The following is a 22,569-nucleotide window of genomic DNA, read 5'->3' on the forward strand; positions in this document are numbered from 1 at the left end:
GGTAAACCAGTCAGCTTAACCAGGGCAATGTTTTCCTGGTGAGAGAGGGTACCAGCATAGACAATATCGCATTGGATATTATACTGCTGGGCAATCAGCTGGTAAGCCCAAGCGCTAGAGAGAGCATCTGGGTCAGGGAAATCTTGTAGGATGATCAGTTGCCGCTCATGTTGGTGACGCTCTAGAGTCTCCTGCAACTGTTGTACTTTTGAATGTACTTTTGAACCTGATGTAGCCGACTGCCGCCTTTTTGTTTGGGAATTTCCCACGAAGGGATTTAGATCTTGAGTAGATGACGGTTGCGCTTTAGCATCAACCTGTTCTGAATCTAAGCTAGATGCACCACTGTTAAGTAAATTGTTAGTCATTAGTTATTTAGTCATCAGTCATTAGCCATTAGTCATTAGTCATTAGCCATTGGTCAACCCCCTTTTGGCTTGATTAGTCGTGGCATGAGTTAGCAGACTAGGCACCAATCACATACTTCCGCCATTCCTGATGCCGTCCAGTTTTTAAGTGTTTAGCAATTTCAAAGTGGAGACTACTATAAGGTCTCCGGGGTTGGGTTTGCAACATCATGTTGGCTTCTTTGGGGGTGCGATTCCCTTTTTTGACGTTGCAGCGCACGCAAGCTGTAACAATATTTTCCCAGGACTCACCTCCATGGCGAGAACGAGGAATCACATGATCTAAGGTTAAGTCATCACCACTGTAGCCGCAGTATTGACAAGAGTGACCATCACGGTGCAGGATGTTACGACGGGTAAGGGGAATCTCTTTGTAGGGTACCCGTACGTAATGGCGCAGTCTAATCACTGTAGGCAGTGGAAAATCTGCGTAAACGTATTTGCCGTTATGTTCGATACGCTCTGCCTTACCCTTGATCAACAAGACAACTGCCCGTCGCCAGTTGGTGATGTTGAGCGGCTCATAGGAGGCGTTTAACACCAGAACCTTACCCATTGGTGATCTCAGCTAGGAGGATTTTCCCAGATAGTAGCACAGGTTGCTCAATCTGGGTCGTTTTTCCATGGGTTAGTTTAATTTACCTTGTTGCTGAACTGCTGAACTAAAGGCTGAACTAAAGAAATCCGTCAAGGGTTCAGTCAAATATAGTTAGGTCAGTTACCCATTACCCATTACCCATTACCCATTGCTTTAGGACCTGTGAGCAGATAAGTAGTCATTTTCCCTTTTCCTTTGACTTCAAACGGTTCCCGTTTATCAAACCGGTACTTATCTTTTAATTTCTCATAGGTCCTAACTGTAACCTGAATGCTACCTGGTATACCCTGAGATTCCATACGGCTAGCCATATTTACGGTATCACCCCACAAATCATAGCTAAATTTTTTGATTCCAATTACCCCAGCCACCACTGGTCCACTGTTGATGCCAATCCTGAGACGGAAATTTTGATTCGTTTGAGCATTGTACTGCGCAATTAATTTTTGCATATCCAATGCCATTTTAGCGATCGCGTCCGCATGATAATTGCAGGGTTTTGGCAGACCGGCAACAGCCATATAAGCATCACCAATCGTCTTGATTTTTTCGACACCATGCTCCTCAGCTAGTTGGTCAAACTCTGAGAAAATTACATTGAGAATTTCGACCAGTTCGGTGGGAGAGGTTTGGGTTGAGAGTTTGGTAAAGTCAACTAAATCAGCAAACAAAACGGTGACATCTTCAAAACTTTCTGCCAGGGTACGTTCTCCTTTTTTTAACTGTTCTGCGACCGGTTGGGGCAAGATATTAAGCAGCAAAAGCTCAGCTTGGGTTCGGGCACGACGAAGTTCATCTTCAGCTTTTTTACGCTCTGTAATGTCGCTAACTGTGCCTTCGTAGTAGAGTAAATCACCAAAATTGTCTCTGACTGCTCGTATATTTTCCGAAATCCAAATTACCATACCATCTTTCCGATAGACTTCGGACTCAACGTCTGATAACGTTTCTTCTTTGTGGATTAGGGCTAATATATCGTCACGACGCATCGGTGCGAGGTAGAGTTGTTTCCCAATATCCGTGACTTGATTAATCAGTTGTTCTGGCGACTGATAGCCCAAAATACTTGCGAGTGCTGGATTAGCGGTGATAAATTGTCCTTCTGGTGTAACTTGACAAATGCCTTCATTGGCATTTTCAAAGATACTGCGATATTTATGCTCAGCTTCTTGTTTCTGCTTGATTTCCTGTTGCAGCTGAAAATTTTGTTCTTGTAGTTGCTTTTGTAAACGCCCGAGTTTCAAGTGAGTGTTGACTCTCGCTCTTACTTCTTCCTGCTGCACTGGTTTGGTGAGATAATCTACTGCACCGAGTTTGAAACCTTTAACTTTGTCGAGAGTATCAGTACGAGCCGTCAGAAAAATAACTGGGATGTCTCTAGTTGACTCTTGAGCTTTCAAGCGACGGCAAGTTTCAAACCCATCAATTCCGGGCATCATAATATCCAGTAAGATTAGATCCGGTTGAGTATAGTTGACTTTCTGGAGGGCACTATAGCCATCTTGAGCGACTAAGACTTTGAAGCCAGAATTGCTCAACAACTCAAACATCACCCCTAAATTAGTCGGACTATCATCAACAATCACAATTACACCTTTATAGCCAATTTTATTATAGCTCTCGGTTAGGGTTATTTGGCTGGAATAGGAATGATTATTAGCTTGAGTTACTGAGTAAATATTCATAATTACATGAACTTATTATTGGTTTTTTTTCGCTAAGCAATGGCTAATTAATAAGAGCCCAAATAATCTGATATCATCTCACAAAAAATAAATAAGCCCTTAAAACTATAAACCTTAAAACTATAACCTTTAAAACTATAATAACTTATTCATGGCTTAAATCATCATTTAAATGGCTAGTTATTTTAAAGATATATAATTTATTTTTTAATAACTTTATATTTTTTTTAATCCTTTGATTGACCATGAGCTTCGCGGTCTTTTTTATCCATGTAATTCCTAACAAATTCCAGTATTTGTCTTTCTTGAAAGCCTTTTGATAATTGACGCAAGTTTTGAGCAAAGGGGATGAATTTATCATCCAACTGTTCAATCAAATTAGCTTCCTCTTGGATCCCTCTAATATCACCGATGATGGCGAGTTCATACAGAACGGAGATTTTCTCTGGCGATGGAGCTACAGGCATAACGTCTTCAGCTTTCTCTTCCTTAGTGGATTCTACAATTCCTTGTCCTCCTTGTTGTTCCTGGGAAACGTCTGGTAAATCTAAATCTAGCCAAAAAATACTACCTTGACCGACAGTGCTTTTCACCTTTAATTCACTACCCATTAATTCCGCTAAACGTTTACTAATCGATAGTCCTAAGCCTGTACCATTAACCTGACGGTCAGTGTTACCCACTTGATGGAATGGCAAAAATATTTCTGCTAGTTGTTTTGGTGGGATACCAATGCCAGTGTCTGCTATGACAAAGCGCATTTTTTGAGTACCTTGCTTTTCGGTTAAAGACCGATCAACGTTCAACTCTGAACACCCCAAATAACCAACTTTAAAGGTTACCCCGCCAGTATCTGTAAATTTGACAGCATTTCCCAAAAGGTTCATCAGAACTTGTCGCAGTCTTATTTCATCACCCTTGACAAATTCAGGCAGGGGCGAAAGGAATTCGTAACGGAATGAAAGGTTTTTTTGTTTAGCACTGATCACCACAATTTCCACAATACCTTCCAGAAACTTGGGAAACTGAAAATCTCTGACATCCAGTTCCATTTTTATGGCTTCGATTTTTGATAGATCCAGGATGTCATTGAGTAGGGTTAACAGATGCTGACCACTTTGCTGAATAATACTGAGCTGCTCTTTTTGCGTAGCGCTCAGATTAGGTTCCTCTTGGAGGATTTGGGCATAACCTAAAATGCCGTTAAGGGGGGTACGTAATTCATGGCTCATGTTGGCTACAAATTCACTCTTAGCCCGATTGGCTACTTCCGCGTCAACTTTAGCCTGCTTCAACGCCTGTTCTGCCTGTTTGCGATCGCTAATGTCTCGAAAAATTCCCTGCACAACTGTCTTGCCTTGCAGCTCTAAAGTAGTGGCACTAACTTCTACAGGCACCGTTGTACCAACTTGATGCAGTAATTCCAGTTCTTCTTGAAATACACCCCCTGCCTCCACATGTTGCTGGAAACTTTGGGAGTAGGCTTTGAATCGTTCTCGTGGAATAATCTGACTCTGATGCAAGCCAATAATTTCAGCTCTCCGACGGCCCAGCATCTGTTCCGCCATCTGATTGGCTTCCAGGATGATTCCGGTTTCCGCATCTGCCATCAGAATGGCATCACCAGCTGACTCAACTAACTTGCGATACTTCTGTTCCGCCTGCCGTAGTTTTGCCTCTGATAGCTTGCGTTCAGTGATATCTCGGTTGCAGAATATTCTACCATAGTAATCCCCACCACTCGTGAGCACTGGTGCTGAATAAAAGTCAAAAATACGCCCATCCTTGATTAAAAGTTCATCGTAGTTCGTTGTTTTGGGATGAGCTTGGAGATAGTCCACCTGAGCTAGAAATTCTTCGGGATGCTTCAGTTGAGAACTCACCTGCTTGAGCAATTCTTGAATATCATTGGTTTCAAACAATTGTTCTGGAGTCTGCCACAAGTCAGAGAAACGGTGGTTGTAGGAAACCACCCGAAAATTTTCATCAACCACTAAAATTCCATCAATGGCAGCTTCTTGTTGCGCTTTGAGCATGGCATTTGTACGGAGCACATCCTCCTGTGCCACAGAGCGCTCAATGGCAATTCTAGCTAGTTGGGTGGCTTTATCCGCCAGTTCTTGCTCTTCGGGGTTTGGGGTATGAGGTTGAGTGTAATAGGTTGAGAAGGTGCCTAGCACCGTCCCTTGAGTGGACAAAATGGGGATAGACCAACACGCTCTGAGATTGTGGGAGAGTGCCAAATCCCTGATACTTCCACACAGGGGATGAGTGGCAATATCCTTAACCATGACCGATTCTCGCCAATAGGCGGCAGTGCCACAGCAACCCATATATGGAGCAATAACCATACCATCAATCGCCTGAATGTAGGATTCTGGAAGGCTGGGAGCGGCAGTATGACGCAGATTAACCCCATTTTTGTCCACCAGCAAGAAAGCACACCTAATCTTGGGCAATTGCTCCTCAATCAACCGAGCTAGTCGGTCTAGTACATCTGGCAGCTTCTCCCACTGGGTAATCATTTCCAGGATACGATTTTGTCCAGCTAACAAGGCTTTAACTCTCTGGCTATCAGTAATGTCAGTAAAGGTGCCAACTAGACGAACCACTTCACCGTTATCATCTGTGATCACCAGACCAGTGGAGAGAATCCAGGAAATTGAGCCATCTGTGCGCAGCAGACGAAACTTTTGTTTCCACTTCTTGATGCAGTCGCTCATGGGGGAAACCCCCAAGACCGCGCTGCATCGCTGAGAACTTCGTCCAGTACATAGGTTATCTAGGATGGCTTTCACCTGATCTTGATCCTCAAGATGAATCAGTGCCAGTAATTCATTAATGGTCGGTCCATCTTGATCCAATGGGTAGCCAATCAGGCTGAGAAATTGGGGTGAGTAGTAATGATCATAGGTCTTCAGGTTGATTTCAAAGAGTCCGTTGGTGTTGGCTTGAATAGCCAGAGCAAACCGTTCCTCACTCTCCCTAAGCGCATCCTCAATGCGCTTGTGTTCAAGAACCTCCGCGATTAATTGTCGATTGAGCTGCCTCAGGGTAGCTGTTCGCTCTTGAAATTGATATTCCAGCCGTTCATTTTGGTAAAGGAGTGCGTCTTGAGCGTGCTTGCGCTCTGTGATCTCCTCAACTGTAGCTTCGTAGTAGAGTAGAAAGTTACTACTATCGCGGATAGCCCGCACGTTTTTGGAAATCCAGATTATACTACCATCTTTTTGATAAATCTGTGCTTCAAACCCTGAAACAACACCATCTTCCTGTAGCTGTAGAAGCAAATCTGCCCGGCGTTGAGGGTCAACGTAAAGTTGGTGGGCAATATCGGTGACACTTGCTACTAGTTCTTCCGGTGATTGATAGCCATATATTCTCGCTAGTGCCGGGTTAGCACTGATATAGCTTCCGTCAGGTGTGGTCTGACAAATGCCCTCGACAGCATTCTCGAATATGCTGCGGTATTTGGCAACGCTTAAGAGTAACAACTCTGCCGCCGAGTTTCGTTCTGATGTAATCGCTGCCAAGAATAAAGCGATTGTCGCCATCAGTATCATGAAAACCTGTAGCAGGGGAACTGCTTCACTCAAGTCCCCGGTGCTGGCAAGAAACGGTCCGGTACCCAGACTGGTTCCTACAATGGCAATACTCGATACCATCAAGCAGCCTAGGGTGGTGAGGCGTTGACCAAATTGGAGGGTAGCCCAAATCAGCCAGGGAAATGTCAAGCAGGCGAGGGGATAGGTTGCCATTTCTGGCGCAATGTCCGACCCAAACACTGCCCAACTCACTGTCAACAGTGAAATCAGCCAGATAGCTGCCAAAATAATTTGCTTGATCTTTATGCTTGCTTGAGGGGTTAACGGTTGTTGGTTAGACAGTTGGAGGTTAGTTTGGGTTGACTGTTCAACCTTCTCAACCTTGGCCAATTGGCCACGCTTTCGGCAAAGCCGACGCTGCGCGAACGCGAACAACCTGCCAACCTTCAACTCCTTCACTAGGTAGCACCAAACTAAAAACACTGGTACTACGACTAAAACCACCATTAAGTCCCCTAACCACCATTTCCACCACATCCCCCCGAAATTCCTACCATCAAATTCACCACTCAGGTGTAAGTGAGTTAGACTGACAGTCGGAGCGATGAGTGTGGCAACCATCGACACCCCTAGGAAACCCAATACATCTCGTCGCCGTTCTAGGGAAGGACGAAGCTGCCACAACAGTGCCAATCCGATCGAGAGCAATACTGACAAGATATAGCCGAGAGCAGTGATTACAGAAACTGGCCAGAACCTCTGAGCCGACACAGTCCAGAAAAATTGTCCCCAAGAAACCGATGGCAAAACTCCTTGTTGTTCGGTTAACCACCAAAGATGCTCCCTTAGTAGTAATACGGTTGCTTGGGTAACTCCTGCGGGAGACCAAACTGGTGGTACTAATGTATTTCCTCCAATCAATCCATGGACTAAGTTTGCCAGCCCAAGGTAAACCAAAGTCAGTAAACCTAAATTGGTTAAGTGTTGCCAGAATCCTTTTGGGATGAAAATCATTTTGGGAATACGCCCAAAGATGGAGTTAGGCGAAACTAATCTTTACGCACATTGACATAATTTTCAATCCCTAAACCGGTAAATTCCGCAACTTTACAAACTCTTTTATTTTCTAGTTAGATTTTTTTCAGTCTCTTTAAATTAAAGGTTTTTTTGACCTAGAGATTTAGTTAAAGTGAAAAGTGAAAGGTTATGGGTGAAGGCTACCGACTTAAGCTGGCATATAGCGAAGGAGACTGGTAATTGTTCATTGTTGTTCATTGTTGATGGTTTTCCCTTGTCTCCCTTCCCTTTGCTTGATAAGAGGTAGCCTCGGTGAAAGAGACGACACCAATCTCCTCTCTTTCCCCTTTCTCCTTTTCCTTGTTCCTTTTAACTATCATCAAGGAGCCAAGGCAAGTGATATACCATTCAACTTAAACTTTCTATAAAGCTGAGATTTCACAGAATCCCCCTTACGCCATTGCCTAGGAGACATGACGCTGGCATTTTATATTACACCTCAGCTATTGAAGGTTTTTAAATCAGCGCACCCACATATTGTGCTTTGGTTATCTAAAAAACTTGTATGTCAATTTTCTATTCTCGTCGTAGGCGAGTAGGGGGTTTGTGGCAAAACATTAACGTAGTTATTTGAAGAAGAGTAGTAAGCGATGATCAACAAAGGTAATGTTAAGGTCAACAGCGCAATTACCGTACCCAAGACTTCTGCCCATCTATATGGGTGAGGGTCAGAAGAGTTGGCAGATGAGCCACTAATTTCCATAAATTAATTGAAATTTAAACTAGGTCAGTTGAAAACGACGATTAGTTGGGTCTTATCATAAACCCTACATCCTCTATTTTATCGATTTATTCCCAAAGGATTGTTTTCTAGTAAACAATCTCAACCAAATTCCAGCCCGCTTAACGATACTTTGCAAAAAACTAGGCTCAACAAGGTTACAGGTTGTAGGTTACAGGTTGTAGGTTGTTAGTTACAGGTTGTAGGTTACAGGTTATAACCCACATTCCCCATGTCAGTTTGTAGTATGCAAAGTATGATGTAAATCCGACCAACGGGTGATGGGGTGACGAATCAATTGCTCTACACACCGGATCCGACGAGCTGGGTTGTCTCCATAAGTAGAGACTTGAGATTTGAGCACCACCGGATAGGGAATCTCTAATCCCTTGATGTCGGTAGGATGGTCAATGCGTTGAGCAGGCAAAACCGGAATGCCAATCTCACGGAATAATTCTTTAGCCTGGTATTATAACAGATGCATGATTCGCGAACAATCCTAACCACGACGTTTCAAATCTTTTGCCACTTGGTCAATGCTGTAGAAACACTTCGGTGAAAGCGTCTACCAGCTGACGGATCCTTAAATTGGTCATTAAAAACAGCAAAATTATTCCCCCAGTAGCCCCTAGGTAGGATAGGTAGAAGGGAAGCAGGTGTCGATCGCTTTAAACGCCATCACTTAGTTATTCATCTATTAGACATCTCCAAAAATTAACCTCAAACCCTTGCACTGCCTGGGTCAAAACCGAGTTTCTGGAGATGTCTATTATAGAAGTTACTAGTTCATAACTCCAGATTAGGGCAGGTGTTTGTTCATCGTTCTAGATAAGTCCCGATCTAGGAATGTCTAATCGTAAGGTGGGAAGTCTAGACCGAATCAAAGATTATGGTGGTCGAGGATGTCACTCCTTGCTTCTTTGATTCTTCAAAATTCCCCCCTAACCCCTATAATTCCTCACTGTTGCCTTAATATCTCACCAATTCCTGCCTAACCACTGGAAGCATAGGAGTATATTTTGGGTTAAGATTAAGTACCTTTTTTGGTATCCCTGGCTTTCCTCCTGCTACAGGCAATGGATTCTAACCAGTTCACCCCTGAGTCTAACCACAGCAACGATCAATCAATGGATTCTGACGTTGCAGCCCACCCTTGGGACGAACCACTTTCTGATCCCGAGGCTCAAACCGATGAGCCATTCCCTGAAACACTACAACCCGATGAAGGAAATTCTAAAAGTACGTTTCTTTTGTTGGTGGTGGTGGGCATGGGATTGGGTCTAGTATTTTTAACCGGCGGCTTTTATGTTTTTACCCGTCCCTGCGTATTTGGGTCTTGTACTGTACTCAATGAAGCTCAGCTATTGAGTAAAAAGTCAGCAGACACCCTCAAAAAACCTAAATCGGGAAAGGACATTCTCGAAGCTCAGAAGCAATTAAAGACAGCGATTGAAGGACTCAAAGCAATTCCGTTTTGGTCAATGAAGCATGACACAGCACAAGGATTGCTCCAAGCCTATCAAATCAGAGGTAAAGACCTAGATCAGTTAGTGACAGCCATGCAAATGGCGGCTAGGGCAGGTCATAAAGGGAAAAATCCTCCCCATAAGGCATCAAAGTGGATTGCAATTCAAAAACTGTGGCGAGAGGCAATTGCCCGCCTTGAACAAATGCCTAAGGAGAGTAGCCTTAATGCTATAGCGCAACAGAAAATTAAGCTATATAAGGTCAATTTAGACGAAGTTAATCGGCGATTAGTCAAAGAAAGACAGGCGAGTCAGATTATGAAAGCAGCTAAGAAAGCGGCTCAGATTGCCCAAGCTCGTCAGGGTGTAGCCCAGACTTTAGAGGAATGGCAACTAGTCTATAGTACTTGGAAAACCGCATTAGACCGTCTGAACAAAATTCCTCAAGGAACAACCGTTGAAGAGGACAAGCAACGACTGGAGGAATTCTATAAAACTAATCTGGCCAGGGCGCGCGATCGCAAAACCCAGGAAAAAATTGCTACCAACGCCTACAATCAGGGACTACGTCTGGCTCAGTTAGCTCAAAAGGCTCAGGGAAAGCAACAATGGTCGGTGGCTGCGATTCATTGGCGCAACGCTTTAACTTACGTGAAGCAAGTTCCAAACTCCACATACTACCACAAAAATGCACAGTCTTTAATTGAGCCTTATCAAAACGCCCTTAAGGCAGTTCAAAGCAAGTTGCAGTTGCAGGTAAAGTTAAAACAAATTGGTGGTGATCTTGAACAAATCTGTACTGGGGAAACTCGAGTTTGTAATTACACCATTGGTGAAAGTCTGATTAAAGTAGAATTAACACCTACTTATATGTATCAGGTCAGACAAACAGCCATTACGGCTCAAGTTAGAGGTGATGTAGACGCTCACGCTGGCATCGTCAATCACGTATTGACGTTAGAAGATGCCCTCAAAGGGATTAGCTATAATTCTGAAATCCGTATGGAAATCTATACTGCTGATGGGGCTCTGATTCAGGTACACAGTCCTGGCACTTAGTTAGGAGAACTGTGAAGTAGCAAACATGATCTTTAACACTGGGTTAACCTAAATTAACCTTAAGTAATATCATGTAAGAAGTTACACATTGAGATTAGAAGCATTGTTATCTGAGCCCCTGCCTCAAATAAAGTTTCCTGCTAGTGTTTTCAAACTGACCAATGGCTTGAATGTCATTCATCAATACCTAAGCGCTACACCAGTAGTAGTGGCCGATGTGTGGGTTGGTGCTGGTGCGATCGCAGAACCACAAGAATGGTCTGGCATGGCTCACTTCTTGGAACACATGATTTTTAAGGGCACCGAGACCATTGCTCCTGGTGTGTTTGACTATGTGATTGAAAGCCACGGTGGTGTAACGAATGCCGCTACTAGCCATGACTTTGCTCATTTTTTCGTAACCAGTGCTTCTGAGTACTTAAAACAGACCCTGCCTCCCTTGGCAGAATTACTCTTGCATCCTGCTATTCCTGAAGAAGAATTTGTCCGGGAACGGTGTGTGGTGTTAGAAGAAATTCGTGGCAGCTACGATAATCCTGATTGGGTGGGATTTCAGGCTCTTTCTGAGAGCGTTTACCAACGTCACCCCTATGGCAGACCGATTCTGGGTACTGAAGCGGATTTGATGGCTCACTCTCCCCAACAAATGCGCTGTTTCCACCAATACCATTACCAACCGGAAAATATGACTGTGGTGATTGTAGGTGATATTGACCAAGAATCAGCATTAACTATAGTTAACCAGTCATTTCAAGATTTTGCTTCCCCCAGTGATTGTCCTAAACCAGAGGTGATGGCTGAAGCACCATTTATCGGAATTAGGCGTCAGGAACTAAACTTGCCTCGCCTGGAACACGCACGTCTATTGATGGCTTGGCACGGACCAGGGATAGATCAGCTTCGGGATGCTTGTGGTTTGGATTTACTCTCTGTGCTTCTGGCTGATGGACGTTCTTCTCGCTTGGTAAGAGAATTAAGGGAAGAGAAACAATTAGTGCAAGACATTGGTAGTAGCTTCTCTCTACAGCGTGATTCGAGTTTGTTTACTATTACCGCCTACCTAGAACCCGAGTACCTGGAACAGGTAGAAGCAATAATTAGGGAACACCTGTGGCAATTGCAACAGACACCAGTGTCAACCACAGAACTCAAACGTTGTCAACGTCAGCTCTATAACGACTATATTTTTTCCACAGAATCTGCTGGTCAACTTGCTGGTTTGTATGGTTACTACAGCACTATTGCTACAGCACAAGCAGCCTATAGTTATCCGATTGAGATTCAAAAGCTAACAGCTAATGACGTAATCCAATTAGCCCAGCGGTATCTTTCTCCCCATCGCTATGCTATCACAATTCTCAACAGTATAGATTAAAGTATAGCTTAAATCGTCACTAATTTTTAGATTCAAAAGCTGACATCTTTAGACGTAATGTACTTATTAGCTGATACTGTATCTTTATACCTATCGCCTGAGCTATCATAATCCTCAACAAGATAGCTGATATCGTAACTAATTAAAACTAATTAAAACTAATTAAAGGTGGTAACTCTTCACAAAGGCATGTAGTAAAAGTAGAAATTAGTGCATTTAAATTTTGAAAATTGAAAATTGCCTAAAACCTAAGATTATCGAGCCTAATACTTAAGACTATCATGCCTAATATCACACTAAAGCAACAACAGAATATCCATCGCACAGTGCTAGATAATGGCATCGTGGTGATTGTAGTTGAAAATGCTGCTGCTGATATCATTGCCAGCCGTCTATTTCTTCGGGCAGGTAGTCAGTGCGATCCACCAAACCAAGCTGGGCTATCTCATCTGGTCTCAGCAGTTATCACTAAGGGAACCCAAGAATTATCCTCCATAGACATTGCCGAACGAGTAGAGTCTATGGGGGCTCAACTTGGTGCTGATGCAGCTAACGATTATTTTTTACTCTCCCTGAAAACCGTTGCAGCTGACTGGTTTGAAATGTTACAGCTAGCAGGACAGATTTTGCGATCGCCTAGTTTCCCAGATGCTGAGGTAGACCTAGAGAAGTACCTAACCATTCAAACTATTCGTGCGCAACAGGAGCAACCCTTTAACATTGCCTATAAGCAATTGCGACAGGCAATGTATCAAGACCATCCCTACGGCTTTTCGGTGTTGGGAGAAGAAGCGACCGTATCTACACTCGGTCGAGCTGACTTAGAAAACTATCATCAGACTTATTTCCGCCCTGATAACCTCATAATTAGTATTGCAGGTCGTATTAACTCAGAAGATGCGATTAAGCAGGTAGAGCAAGTGTTTGGGGATTGGCAAGTTCCCGATACACCCCTGAGCAAACCCTCCTTACCCTCCCCGATTGCAAAACCCTGCCAATTGACCACTGCCCAAGAGACGCAGCAGTCGATTGTGATGCTGGGTTATCTTACCTCAGCTGTACAAGAGGCTGACTTTGCTACCCTCAAACTCCTCAATACCTACCTAGGGAATGGTCTTTCTAGCCGCTTGTTTGTAGAACTCAGAGAAAAACGGGGTTTAGCCTATGATGTCTCAGCATTATTCCCGACACGCCAGTCGGCTTCTACGTTTATAGCCTACATGGGAACAGCACCGGAAAATACAGAAACTGCCCTGGTTGGTCTGGTTACCGAAGTGGAACGTCTTTGTTCTCAACAACTGAGTCAGGATGAATTGCAAGTTGCTAAAAATAAGCTTCTTGGTCAGTATGCACTAGGTAAACAAACCAATGGTCAGCTAGCTCAAGTCTATGGCTGGTATGAGACGATCGGGCTAGGAATTGGGTTTGATACCCTGTTTCAACAAGATGTGACAAGGGTTACTCCAGAGATGGCTCAAGCAGCAGCTAATCGCTATTTCATTGAACCTTATATTTCTCTAGTCGGACCGGCTGTTGCAATCAACTTCCTGAGTTAACTGAGCAAAGCAAAAACTTGAGGTCTCCTCTGGTTAAAACACGGGGGAGACTCAATGTATTGTTGTCAATAAATCCGCTTTAATCGATAAAGTTAAATTAAGTCGTGATAAGATTTAATTTGCTTTAAAAATATGGATTCTATAGACACCACTAACAGCATTATCGGTATAACTATCTTTGGATCAGTAGCCCTTAGCTTAGGGAATTTGCCAGCAGTTGCCCTTGAAGCCAATGGCGTTATCCCAAAACTGGCTCAAGCAATTACCTCAGTCAAAATCAACCGACCAACTCTCGACATTGGTAGTGAGGGGGAAAGAGTATCTGAATTACAAGCAGTTCTTAAATTATTGGGGTATTACACAGGAGAGGTAAATGGGTTTTATGGAGATAACACTGCGATCGCTGTCTCCAAGCTCCAGCAACAAGCGGGTTTAGCTCCCCATGGCATCATGGGAGCTGCTGAATGGAATCTTTTGTTTCCCAGCATCCCACCCAATCCAACATCCTCAACCTCTACTTCCAATCCATTACCCTCAGCAAGTAGAACAGCACCAACCACCTCTGATGGCATCTCAGCTTCATCGTTTCCGAGGCCTTCCATCACAGAAGCTATTACCCAAACCACCACAACTCGTCCCAACCCTTCTTCCCCAGCAACCAGCACTGGCTTTGGTAATCGCACTACCACAACAGGCAATGCGGTGTCTGTCGAGAGAACTAAGCCTAGCGCTATAACTTTACCAATTCTCCGACAAGGTATGCGTGGTCCAGCAGTCCAGCAATTGCAGAGGCGACTGAAATCTCTTGGTTTTTTAAAAGCCACAGTGGATGGGGTATTTGGAGAGGTTACGAAAGCTGCAGTTCAAGCCGCTCAGCGCAAGTTCAAACTAGAACCTGATGGCATTGTTGGTCCTGCTACTTGGAATGCTTTGCTACGTTGATCAAATTTTTGCCGTTGCTGAATAATGCAATGATTTTAAGAGTAGGTACGCGCCTCCAAGGCCGTGAGGGATTGTTCGCGGCCTTGGGTCACACCTGTGGAATAGGCATCTTGCCGTGGAAGCGATGCAGCGCGGTCTTGGGGGTTTCCACGGGGCTTACAAGGTGCGGAAACAAGTTCCGCACACAGCCCCTCCCCATGAGCGACTGCATCAAGACACTGGCATCTTGCCCGTTTCAATATATTTCCGAGTGGGCAAGATATATTTCCGAGCGGGCAGGATGCCCACTCTACTCCTATTCATTCAAAGACTGACGCAACATTTTTTCAGGTATATCGTGTCCGGTTGACTAGTGATCAATCTTGATTGATATTACTGCTTTGTTTGTTTCTGCTGCTTTAGTTCGTGCTGTAATACTGAACTAATTCCTAAAGCCCCCAAAGCTAAAATACCTAGGGTAGCAGTAGGTTCGGGAACTCTTTCACCTGTAGACAATGACAGCTCCGCACGAGATACAATGGCATCATCTCCATAAAATACCGGAATTTTGCCACTATTGGCATTAAATACGTCCTCGATTTCTCCTGAGTCGTAAAACTCCAGTAAATCTAAAGACACCGATTGCTTAGTTCTTACTGGGAGATTGCGGATCAGATCAATAGTAATAGTATCCAATCCTATGATACCAAATACATCGGTAGTAATCAGGGCATTGTTTGGTGTCAGGTCTAAAATTAGTTTCGCTTGCAATAAGTCATTTATTGATGTTGCCAAGTCAGAAAAATCAAAGCTCCAACTGGTATCTTCATCAATCCCATTACCAAGGATGGTGTTACCCCCAGTCCTTTCTATCGTAAAATCGCCGTTTTGTAGGGTTTGACCAATACTGGGATTTAGTATTGTTGCAGGAGTTGAACTGCCAATCGCTTCAGCTGTGAAATCAAGACGACTAGCCAACGCTTTTCCTGGGATTAAGCAACTGCTCAAAACCACGGCAACTGTAGCCACTGAGAACCCTTTTAAACTAACCATGTTGATGCCCCCAAACCAAAAATCACGTTAGTGTTAATGGCAAAATAACTATATTGTACTTCCTTAAGATAATTTGAAAACAAAAAAACCGATACTCTAGATAAAGATTTATGAAGGACTTTCGGCAAAGCCGACGCTACGCGAACATAAGCATTCAGACATCAGCTAAAATGCTATGCCCATGCTCCGCTTGCCAGCTATAAGAGATTTATAATTCCCGCAACAGAACCCATTCAAGAGACCGACTTCACTCCAGGGTCGCGGACGACAAAAAAGTTTAACTACAGAAGTAATACATCACTTCTCGACGCTGAGGAGCTAATCCCTGAATGCTTACTAGTTTTTTGGAAAAATCACAATTTTTTGAGAATTTTTTGATAGTGATCGAGTGCTACCAATTTTGTTAAGGTCTTCGGCTGGTCAGTTAACTAAAAAAGAGACTCAAACCTCCCTTACTTCAGTCAAGGGGTGCTAACGCTACTTTTTATAGATTTTTGGGAACTCTGTAAATGTAACTCAAATGCGATTTGTCAGTCAAGCAGGATGGCACAAGCAAATGATATTCAAATCTTTAGCCCAAGGGGTTTCCAAGGTTTCTGGGAAAGTTCCCCTTCGCCTGATCTTGGTCATACCATTTGTCCTGCAAATCTTCGCAGCTGTGGGACTTGTGGGATATCTGTCCTATAGAAACAGCAAGAGAGCGGTTAATGATGTTGCTACTCAACTGCTTGAAGAAGTCAATGCTCGGGTTGAGCAGAATTTGGAATCTTATCTAACCATTCCTCATGTAGTAAATCAGATTAATGCCACTGCCATCAATCTAGGTCAATTGAATTTGCAAGATATTCCTCAATTAGAGCGTTACTTTTGGCGGCAGCTTCAGATCTTTAATACCCTGACATTTACTGGATTAGGCTTAGAGAATAAAGACAACTTAGGAGCAGAACGATTAGATGATGGTACACTGATACTAAGAGTCTCCACCAAAGCTACCAATCATATTTTTCACTCCTATTCTACTAACGAATTTGGGGAGCTATGCAGCGCGCTCATGGGGGAAACCCCCATGAGCGACTGTATCAAGAAGCGTCAGGAAATCCTAGACAGTATTAAATTTGATCCGCGCACTCGACCATGGTATAGAACTGCTGTCAAAGCTGGTCGCTCAACTTGGAGTGAAATTTACCCCAATACTGCTGGGATAACTGCCTATCTCGGTGCATCAATGCCATTTTACGACAAACAGGATCAATTGCAGGGGGTACTTCTAACTAATATAAATTTATCACAAATCGGTAATTTTTTAGGCAGTCTAAAGGTTGGCAAAACTGGACAAGTTTTTATCATTGAACGTTCGGGAATGCTGGTGGCAACCTCTACCGGTGAGAAGCCTTTTCACTCTACTCACAAAGACTACGGAGCCGAACGAGTTAAAGCAACGGATAGTAGTAATGCTTTCACTAAAGCTACGGCTCAATATTTATCAACCAAGCTGAATCAAAAACAACCAATTCAACGTTTACAGCAATGGGAATTTGCTGTTGACGGTAAACGAAAATTTGTACAAATACAGCCGTTTCAAGATGAGTTTGGCTTGGATTGGTTGATTGTGGTAGTCGTGCCAGAAGGGGATTTCATCGAACAAATCCACGCCCATACCCGCACTACTATTGCCTTATGCCTAGTAGCATTGTTACTGGCAACAGAAGTCGGAATCGTTACATCCCGTTGGGTTGTCCGGCCTATCCTCCAACTGAAGGATGCAGCCATTGCTCTAGAGAAGGGACAATTTGACCAAATTGTCAATCAGGAGCGCTCCGATGAACTTGGGGTTTTGGTTAAGGCATTTAATAACATGGCAAGACAATTGCAAGAGTCGTTTGCCACCCTAGAAGCCAAGAATACTGAATTGCAGCACCTCGATCAACTGAAAAACGAATTTTTAGCCAATACCTCCCAAGAACTCCGCACCCCCCTCAATGGCATTATCAGCATTGCTGAATCCCTGATGGATGGTGTTGCAGGACAATTGCCCTCCAAAGCAAACGCTAATCTTGCTATCATTGCATCTAGTGGAAAAAGACTAGGGAATTTAGTCAACGATCTCCTGGATTTTTCGAAGCTAAAACACAAACATCTTGAACTTCAAATTAAGCCAGTCAGCCTGCGAGAAATAGCCAATCTCGTCCTTGGACATTCCCAGTCTTTAATTGGCAAAAAACCTTTGCAGTTAATTAACTCAATTGCTGCTGATCTACCCTTGGTAGATGCTGACGAAAATCGGCTGCAACAAATTCTTTATAACTTAATCGAAAATGCTATTAAGTTCACTGAATCTGGTAGGGTGGAAGTATCAGCTGAGCAGTTACCTGTTAGCAATGATGAGTTACCAATGTTAGTCATTACTGTCTCAGATACAGGAATTGGTATTCCAGCAGATAAATTAAATCGGATTTTTGACTCCTTTGAATCAGTAGATTGCTCCAGGACTAAAGAATACGGCGGGAGGGGTTTGGGATTAGCGGTTACTAGACAGTTAGTCGAGTTACACGGTGGCAAAATTCATGTGCGATCGCTTAGGGTGGGAGAAGCACAATGCCGTCTGGGAGGCTCCCCTAGGCGATCGCAAAATAAGTCTGCTTCCCAGTTTACATTTACTTTGCCAGTGTCTCAGAGGCAGGTTCAGCAGACCTCAGCACTCTTCCCAATTGAATCAATCGCTCCAGTCCCCGACTTCACGAATGAAACCCCGAACTTTACTGGAGCCTTAGCAGCAGATAGTGGATATATCAAAATTTTGATTGTGGACGATGAACCAGTCAACCGCCAGGTTATTAGCAATTATCTTTCCATGGAAAACTATGCGATCGCTACAGCCACTAATGGTTTAGAAGCTTTAGAAATGCTCTCAACTGGCTTCCAGCCTGACTTGATATTACTGGATGTGATGATGCCCCGCATGACGGGCTATGAAGTTTGTGCAAAAATTCGCCAGAAGTTTTTGCCCAGTGAACTTCCGGTGATCATGTTAACCGCCAACAATCAAGTTTCCGATTTGGTAGAAGGGTTTACTTTTGGGGTAAATGATTATCTGACTAAGCCTTGTTCTAAGCATGAATTGTTAGCCCGAATTAAAAGTCATCTACGGCTTTCTAAAATTACCTCTGCTTATGGTAAGTTTGTCCCCCATGATTTTTTGCGCTTCCTGGGATATGACAGTATTGTTGATGTTAAATTAGGGGATCATGTTCAAAAAGAAATGACTGTTCTTTTTGCTGATATTCGCTCTTTTACCAGCCTATCAGAACAGTTATCTCCTCAAGAAAATTTTAATTTTATTAATAGCTATCTGAGTCGAGTTAGTCCAGCAATCCGCGCTCACAACGGTTTTATTGATAAGTACATTGGAGATGGAGTTATGGCACTTTTTCCTGAGTCAGCGGATGATGGGGTTCAAGGTGCACTTGAGATGCAACAAACAGTTGCGCTCTACAACCAGCATCGGTGCAAGAGTGGTTATCTTCCGATTACTATCGGTATTGGTTTACATACAGGTAGCTTAATGCTCGGAACAATCGGTGAACAAAAGCGGATGGAAAGTACGGTGATTTCTGATGCAGTGAATCTTGCTTCCCGCTTGGAAGGATTAACCAAACTTTATGGTGCAGGGATTATGATTAGCCAACAAACCCTCTATAACCTGAATCAGTTTCAAAAGTACAGTTATAGGTTTCTGGATCGAGTCAAAGTTAAGGGAAAAAATAAACCGGTGGCAGTATTTGAGCTATTTGATCAAGATCAGCCGCAACTGAAGGAGTTAAAGAGAACAACTAAGAGTAACTTTGAACAAGCTGCTTTTCTCTACCATCGGCAAGCCTTTGCCCAAGCTGAACAGATATTTCAGTCAGTTTTACAAAGCAATCCCCAGGATAAAGCAGCCATGCTCTATGTCAAACGCTGCCAAAGGTATCAAAGCTATGGGGTGCCAGAGGACTGGGAACGGGCAGAAGCGTTGCATGACTAATAATTTAGCGTTGCCCAATTGTGCAATATAGCGCTACGTGTAAGGCAAGAGGCAAGAGGCAAGAGGCAAAAGTTTACGTGCATTAGCAAATGAGCTTTTATCAATGTCCTAACTTTAATGAGTAGTGCTATAATTTACGGTAATTGGTAAAAAAATAAACTATGAACCTAAGCGAAACAACCGGACAGTATCTCATTATTTGTTATCAGTAATTTATCATTATATTTTTATAATTACTCGTACATAAAATCTATAATTGCTGATTAACTATCCTTAATTTTTTTGGCATTTAAAGTGTATATTATTTAAATCAAGTAAAAAAGATATATCCCAGTACCATTTTGCCTTTTGCCTTTTGCCTTTTGCCTTTTGCCTTTTGCCTTTTGCCTTTTGCCTTTTGCCTTGCTAAAACGCATTTTTAATGCGTTTTAACTTAGGATAATTCCGTCAAAGACACCAAACTATTGACCAAAGTATGAACACTATGCTCTGATAAATCCACAATCGGTAACGTCGATACTAAATTTCCATAACACTTACTAATCGAGCGGCGGTAAGCTGGATCATAATGAGTTTCAAGCAAATCTCCTACCAAAGCATGACCTTGATCCTCATCAATCATTTCATACCACTGATTAATTTTTTTGCAGCCATAGCGAGACCTTAGACACTCTAGCTTACCTTTGCAAAACTCAGGGTTAGTACCCAAGTGAGGATACTCTTGCAACAACCATTCAATTCGACGTGCCAGGGGTAACTCAACTTCTACACAACTAGCATCTTTCATATTTTGCCATACTGCATGAGGCAAATAAATTTGTCCAATCTTATTGCTTTCTGCTTCCACCCATACTGGCTTATCGACATCAAAGTGTTGCAATTTTTCCAATAGCAGGGATTCAAACCATTTTTGGGATGGTTGAGATAATGGTTCACCTTCCCACTCTTGACCCAGCAGGGAACCTCGATGATTGGCTAACTCTTCCAAATCCAGTACCTGAACACCTTCCTTAGCAAGTTGCCGCAAGATCAGGGTTTTCCCACTACCGGTTAGTCCACACAATACTCGGTAAGTAAACTGTTGTGGCAACTGTTCTAATTGTTCCCTTACATAAGCTCGATAGGTTTTGTATCCCCCGTCGAGAACTGTAACTTGCCAGCCAATTTGAACTAACACTGCTGCCAAACTCTGGGAACGCTTTCCACCCCGCCAACAATAGACTAAGGGATGGTAATTTTTATCCTTAGCAGCAAAGTGACTTTCCAGATGTCGAGAGATATTCCCAGCAACTAGAGAGGCACCAATTTTGCGAGCTTCAAAGGAAGACACTTGTTTATAGATAGTCCCCACCTTAGCCCTTTGCTGATCATCGAGCACAGGTAGATTAATCGCACCTGGCATATGATCCTCAGCAAACTCACTCGGGGAGCGCACATCAATAATTTCGCTGTAGTCTTCTTCCTTTGGCTGCTGGGTATAGTTATGCGATCGCTGCATTCGATGTTCAATTTTGTGTTTCGTGACATACTGTACATCATAACTGCGAAAAACGCTATATAATTCAATTTTGTTGTATCATGAATAGCTAAAATTTACTACTCTTTTCTAATTCTTTATAGGAGCATTTTCATGATATCTCCCCCTATTAAAAGACCCCAGGTTAGGAGCATGTCACTTATGCATAAAATTTGGACTAAAACTAAAGCCCCCTCATGGGTTTTAGCTTGCTGTGATAGTACCTATAGCAATCCTCAATCATTTTTTCCATCAGCAAAATATCAATTTTTTGCTGGGGAAGGGTTATAGCGATTCGGTGCAGTCGAGGCTATCGCGATTCGGCGTAGCCGACGCTACGGGAACGCTTCGGCCACTATATTTCACGAATCAGATCGGATTGCTATAGTTAATATGGTCTACAACTTTGACCTGCTCCCCTTCTAGAGTATCAGACTTCGCCCCCTGAACGGTTACAGGAAACTTCTGATACAAGCTCTGTACTAATCCAATTTAGCTGAAATAAATTATTGTCTAAATCTGACTTAGGACGCAATCGCACTAAATAAAAACCGTCGGTTTCTATCACAGAAGTTGTGTATTTGTCAGTATTAATTTGACAAAAATTAATTGGTAGACTAGAACGATTGTATGTGGTTAAATAAACATCATAATTAGTGAGTAATAATGGATTTAATGTCAGAGCCAAATAGTAACCTTTATAAATAACTCCATAGACAAACTCATTATTGGGGTCTCCCACAGGTAAAAATTCTTTTCTAACCCATTCTTTAGGTAGCCATTTCTGGCATACTAGAATAGTGAATATATAGTAATTAAGAAATCGATAAAAAATATTATCTTGTCCTATTAATTTGGGCAAATAATTGAAGTAATTGTTAATCTGACTACTATTAACTGATTCAGTATTGATAATTTGATTATTATCCATAATAACAGCAGGTAAACTGACTTGATCGTACCAATTATAATATCTTAAAGCTAAATTATATTTTCCCGGTTCCAGTTTGATTTCTTGCCATTGTTTATGAAATTTTGGCTCATGAGATGCTATGTATTTGACAGGTTTGCCTTCAGGAAAACTATAGATACCTATACTCCATGACTGAGCTGAAGCCACACAAGAACTGATATCAATTTTTAATGATTCTTTGACTGGAACCGGTTCTGTAGTGGCAATAATGGCGTGGACATTCCATCGAGGACCAGTAGTTAAAATATAGGATAGTACCAGAGGCTGTTTTAGCAGTTCTTCAGAAACAAATCGCCATTTATAAACTTCTTTTTTGGTTAAGTCTGCTATTTTTTTCTTGGTTTTGGTTTTCTTTTGAAAAAGAATGGGTATAAGTCCCTTAACAGCTTTATAAAATATCAAAGATAACAATGCTAGTGGAATTTCCCACCAGAGTTGGAAGAATAAAAATTTTTCTTTAGTTTCCATTATCAAATAACCTCTATACCTTAGTATTGTACCTGAATCTTGTCGAAATCCACATCCAGCCTACTGTAACAGGTTTTAAGCACCTAAACAAAATTAATTTACTACTACCAATCTCTGTAACCCTT

Annotated in this window: 14 protein-coding genes and 1 pseudogene; 5 read left to right on the forward strand and 10 right to left on the reverse strand. The window is 42.6% G+C overall.

Going from position 1 to position 22,569, the window contains the following annotated elements; all coding sequences use genetic code 11:
* The 6 genes and pseudogenes from F6K20_RS00005 to F6K20_RS00025 form a co-directional block, all read right to left on the reverse strand.
* Window positions 1-368 (reverse strand): DHH family phosphoesterase (locus tag F6K20_RS00005; RefSeq protein ID WP_502708797.1); only part of this gene is annotated, 368 nt, incomplete at its 3' end.
* A 97-nt stretch (window positions 369-465) separates the two neighbouring features.
* Entirely contained in the window at window positions 466-963 is a 498-nt protein-coding gene (locus tag F6K20_RS00010) for an HNH endonuclease (RefSeq protein ID WP_008189673.1), read from the reverse strand.
* A 176-nt stretch (window positions 964-1,139) separates the two neighbouring features.
* On the reverse strand, window positions 1,140-2,690 hold the full coding sequence (locus tag F6K20_RS00015) for an adenylate/guanylate cyclase domain-containing protein (RefSeq protein WP_008189675.1): 1,551 nt from the start codon (window positions 2,688-2,690) through the stop codon (window positions 1,140-1,142).
* 227 nt (window positions 2,691-2,917) lie between these two features.
* Window positions 2,918-7,249: a PAS domain S-box protein gene (locus F6K20_RS00020; protein WP_287293282.1), complete on the reverse strand. Its 4,332-nt coding sequence runs from the start codon at window positions 7,247-7,249 to the stop codon at window positions 2,918-2,920.
* Between the two features lie 571 nt (window positions 7,250-7,820).
* Window positions 7,821-8,015 (reverse strand): TLTLP motif-containing protein, encoded by a 195-nt coding sequence (locus F6K20_RS40420; RefSeq protein WP_071986960.1) that lies wholly within the window; start codon window positions 8,013-8,015, stop codon window positions 7,821-7,823.
* A 310-nt stretch (window positions 8,016-8,325) separates the two neighbouring features.
* Window positions 8,326-8,475 (reverse strand): annotated as a pseudogene (locus tag F6K20_RS00025) (succinate--CoA ligase subunit beta); the annotation flags it as partial.
* A 685-nt stretch (window positions 8,476-9,160) separates the two neighbouring features.
* Here F6K20_RS00025 and F6K20_RS00030 point away from each other — a divergent pair.
* The 4 genes from F6K20_RS00030 to F6K20_RS00045 all read left to right on the forward strand — a co-directional run bounded on the left by F6K20_RS00030 (window position 9,161) and on the right by F6K20_RS00045 (window position 14,431).
* Entirely contained in the window at window positions 9,161-10,558 is a 1,398-nt protein-coding gene (locus F6K20_RS00030; RefSeq protein ID WP_287293285.1) for a hypothetical protein, read from the forward strand.
* Between the two features lie 103 nt (window positions 10,559-10,661).
* Window positions 10,662-11,933: a M16 family metallopeptidase gene (locus F6K20_RS00035; RefSeq protein WP_287293286.1), complete on the forward strand. Its 1,272-nt coding sequence runs from the start codon at window positions 10,662-10,664 to the stop codon at window positions 11,931-11,933.
* A gap of 281 nt (window positions 11,934-12,214) precedes the next feature.
* Window positions 12,215-13,489, forward strand: a complete 1,275-nt coding sequence (locus tag F6K20_RS00040) for a M16 family metallopeptidase (protein ID WP_287293288.1) — start codon at window positions 12,215-12,217, stop codon at window positions 13,487-13,489.
* A gap of 132 nt (window positions 13,490-13,621) precedes the next feature.
* Window positions 13,622-14,431, forward strand: coding sequence for a peptidoglycan-binding domain-containing protein (locus F6K20_RS00045; protein ID WP_287293290.1), 810 nt, complete (start codon window positions 13,622-13,624; stop codon window positions 14,429-14,431).
* 35 nt (window positions 14,432-14,466) lie between these two features.
* On the opposite strand, the gene F6K20_RS00050 is transcribed toward F6K20_RS00045, so the two are convergent.
* Together F6K20_RS00050 and F6K20_RS00055 are read right to left on the reverse strand one after the other, a co-directional pair.
* Window positions 14,467-14,670: a hypothetical protein gene (locus F6K20_RS00050; RefSeq protein WP_287293292.1), complete on the reverse strand. Its 204-nt coding sequence runs from the start codon at window positions 14,668-14,670 to the stop codon at window positions 14,467-14,469.
* 133 nt (window positions 14,671-14,803) lie between these two features.
* A complete protein-coding gene (locus F6K20_RS00055; protein ID WP_287293293.1) occupies window positions 14,804-15,463 on the reverse strand; it encodes a hypothetical protein in 660 nt (219 codons plus the stop codon).
* 556 nt (window positions 15,464-16,019) lie between these two features.
* Here F6K20_RS00055 and F6K20_RS00060 point away from each other — a divergent pair.
* Complete coding sequence (locus tag F6K20_RS00060) at window positions 16,020-19,487, forward strand: response regulator (protein ID WP_287293302.1); 3,468 nt, start codon at window positions 16,020-16,022, stop codon at window positions 19,485-19,487.
* Window positions 19,488-19,920: 433 nt separating this feature from the next.
* Here F6K20_RS00060 and mnmH read toward each other — a convergent pair whose 3' ends face one another.
* Together mnmH and F6K20_RS00070 are read right to left on the reverse strand one after the other, a co-directional pair.
* Window positions 19,921-20,985, reverse strand: a complete 1,065-nt coding sequence (mnmH, locus tag F6K20_RS00065) for a tRNA 2-selenouridine(34) synthase MnmH (protein WP_287293295.1) — start codon at window positions 20,983-20,985, stop codon at window positions 19,921-19,923.
* A gap of 448 nt (window positions 20,986-21,433) precedes the next feature.
* Entirely contained in the window at window positions 21,434-22,444 is a 1,011-nt protein-coding gene (locus F6K20_RS00070) for a DUF6208 family protein (RefSeq protein WP_008191782.1), read from the reverse strand.
* Window positions 22,445-22,569: the final 125 nt, after the last annotated feature.

The organism is Moorena sp. SIO2C4 (assembly GCF_010672485.1).
Classification (GTDB): domain Bacteria; phylum Cyanobacteriota; class Cyanobacteriia; order Cyanobacteriales; family Coleofasciculaceae; genus Moorena; species Moorena producens.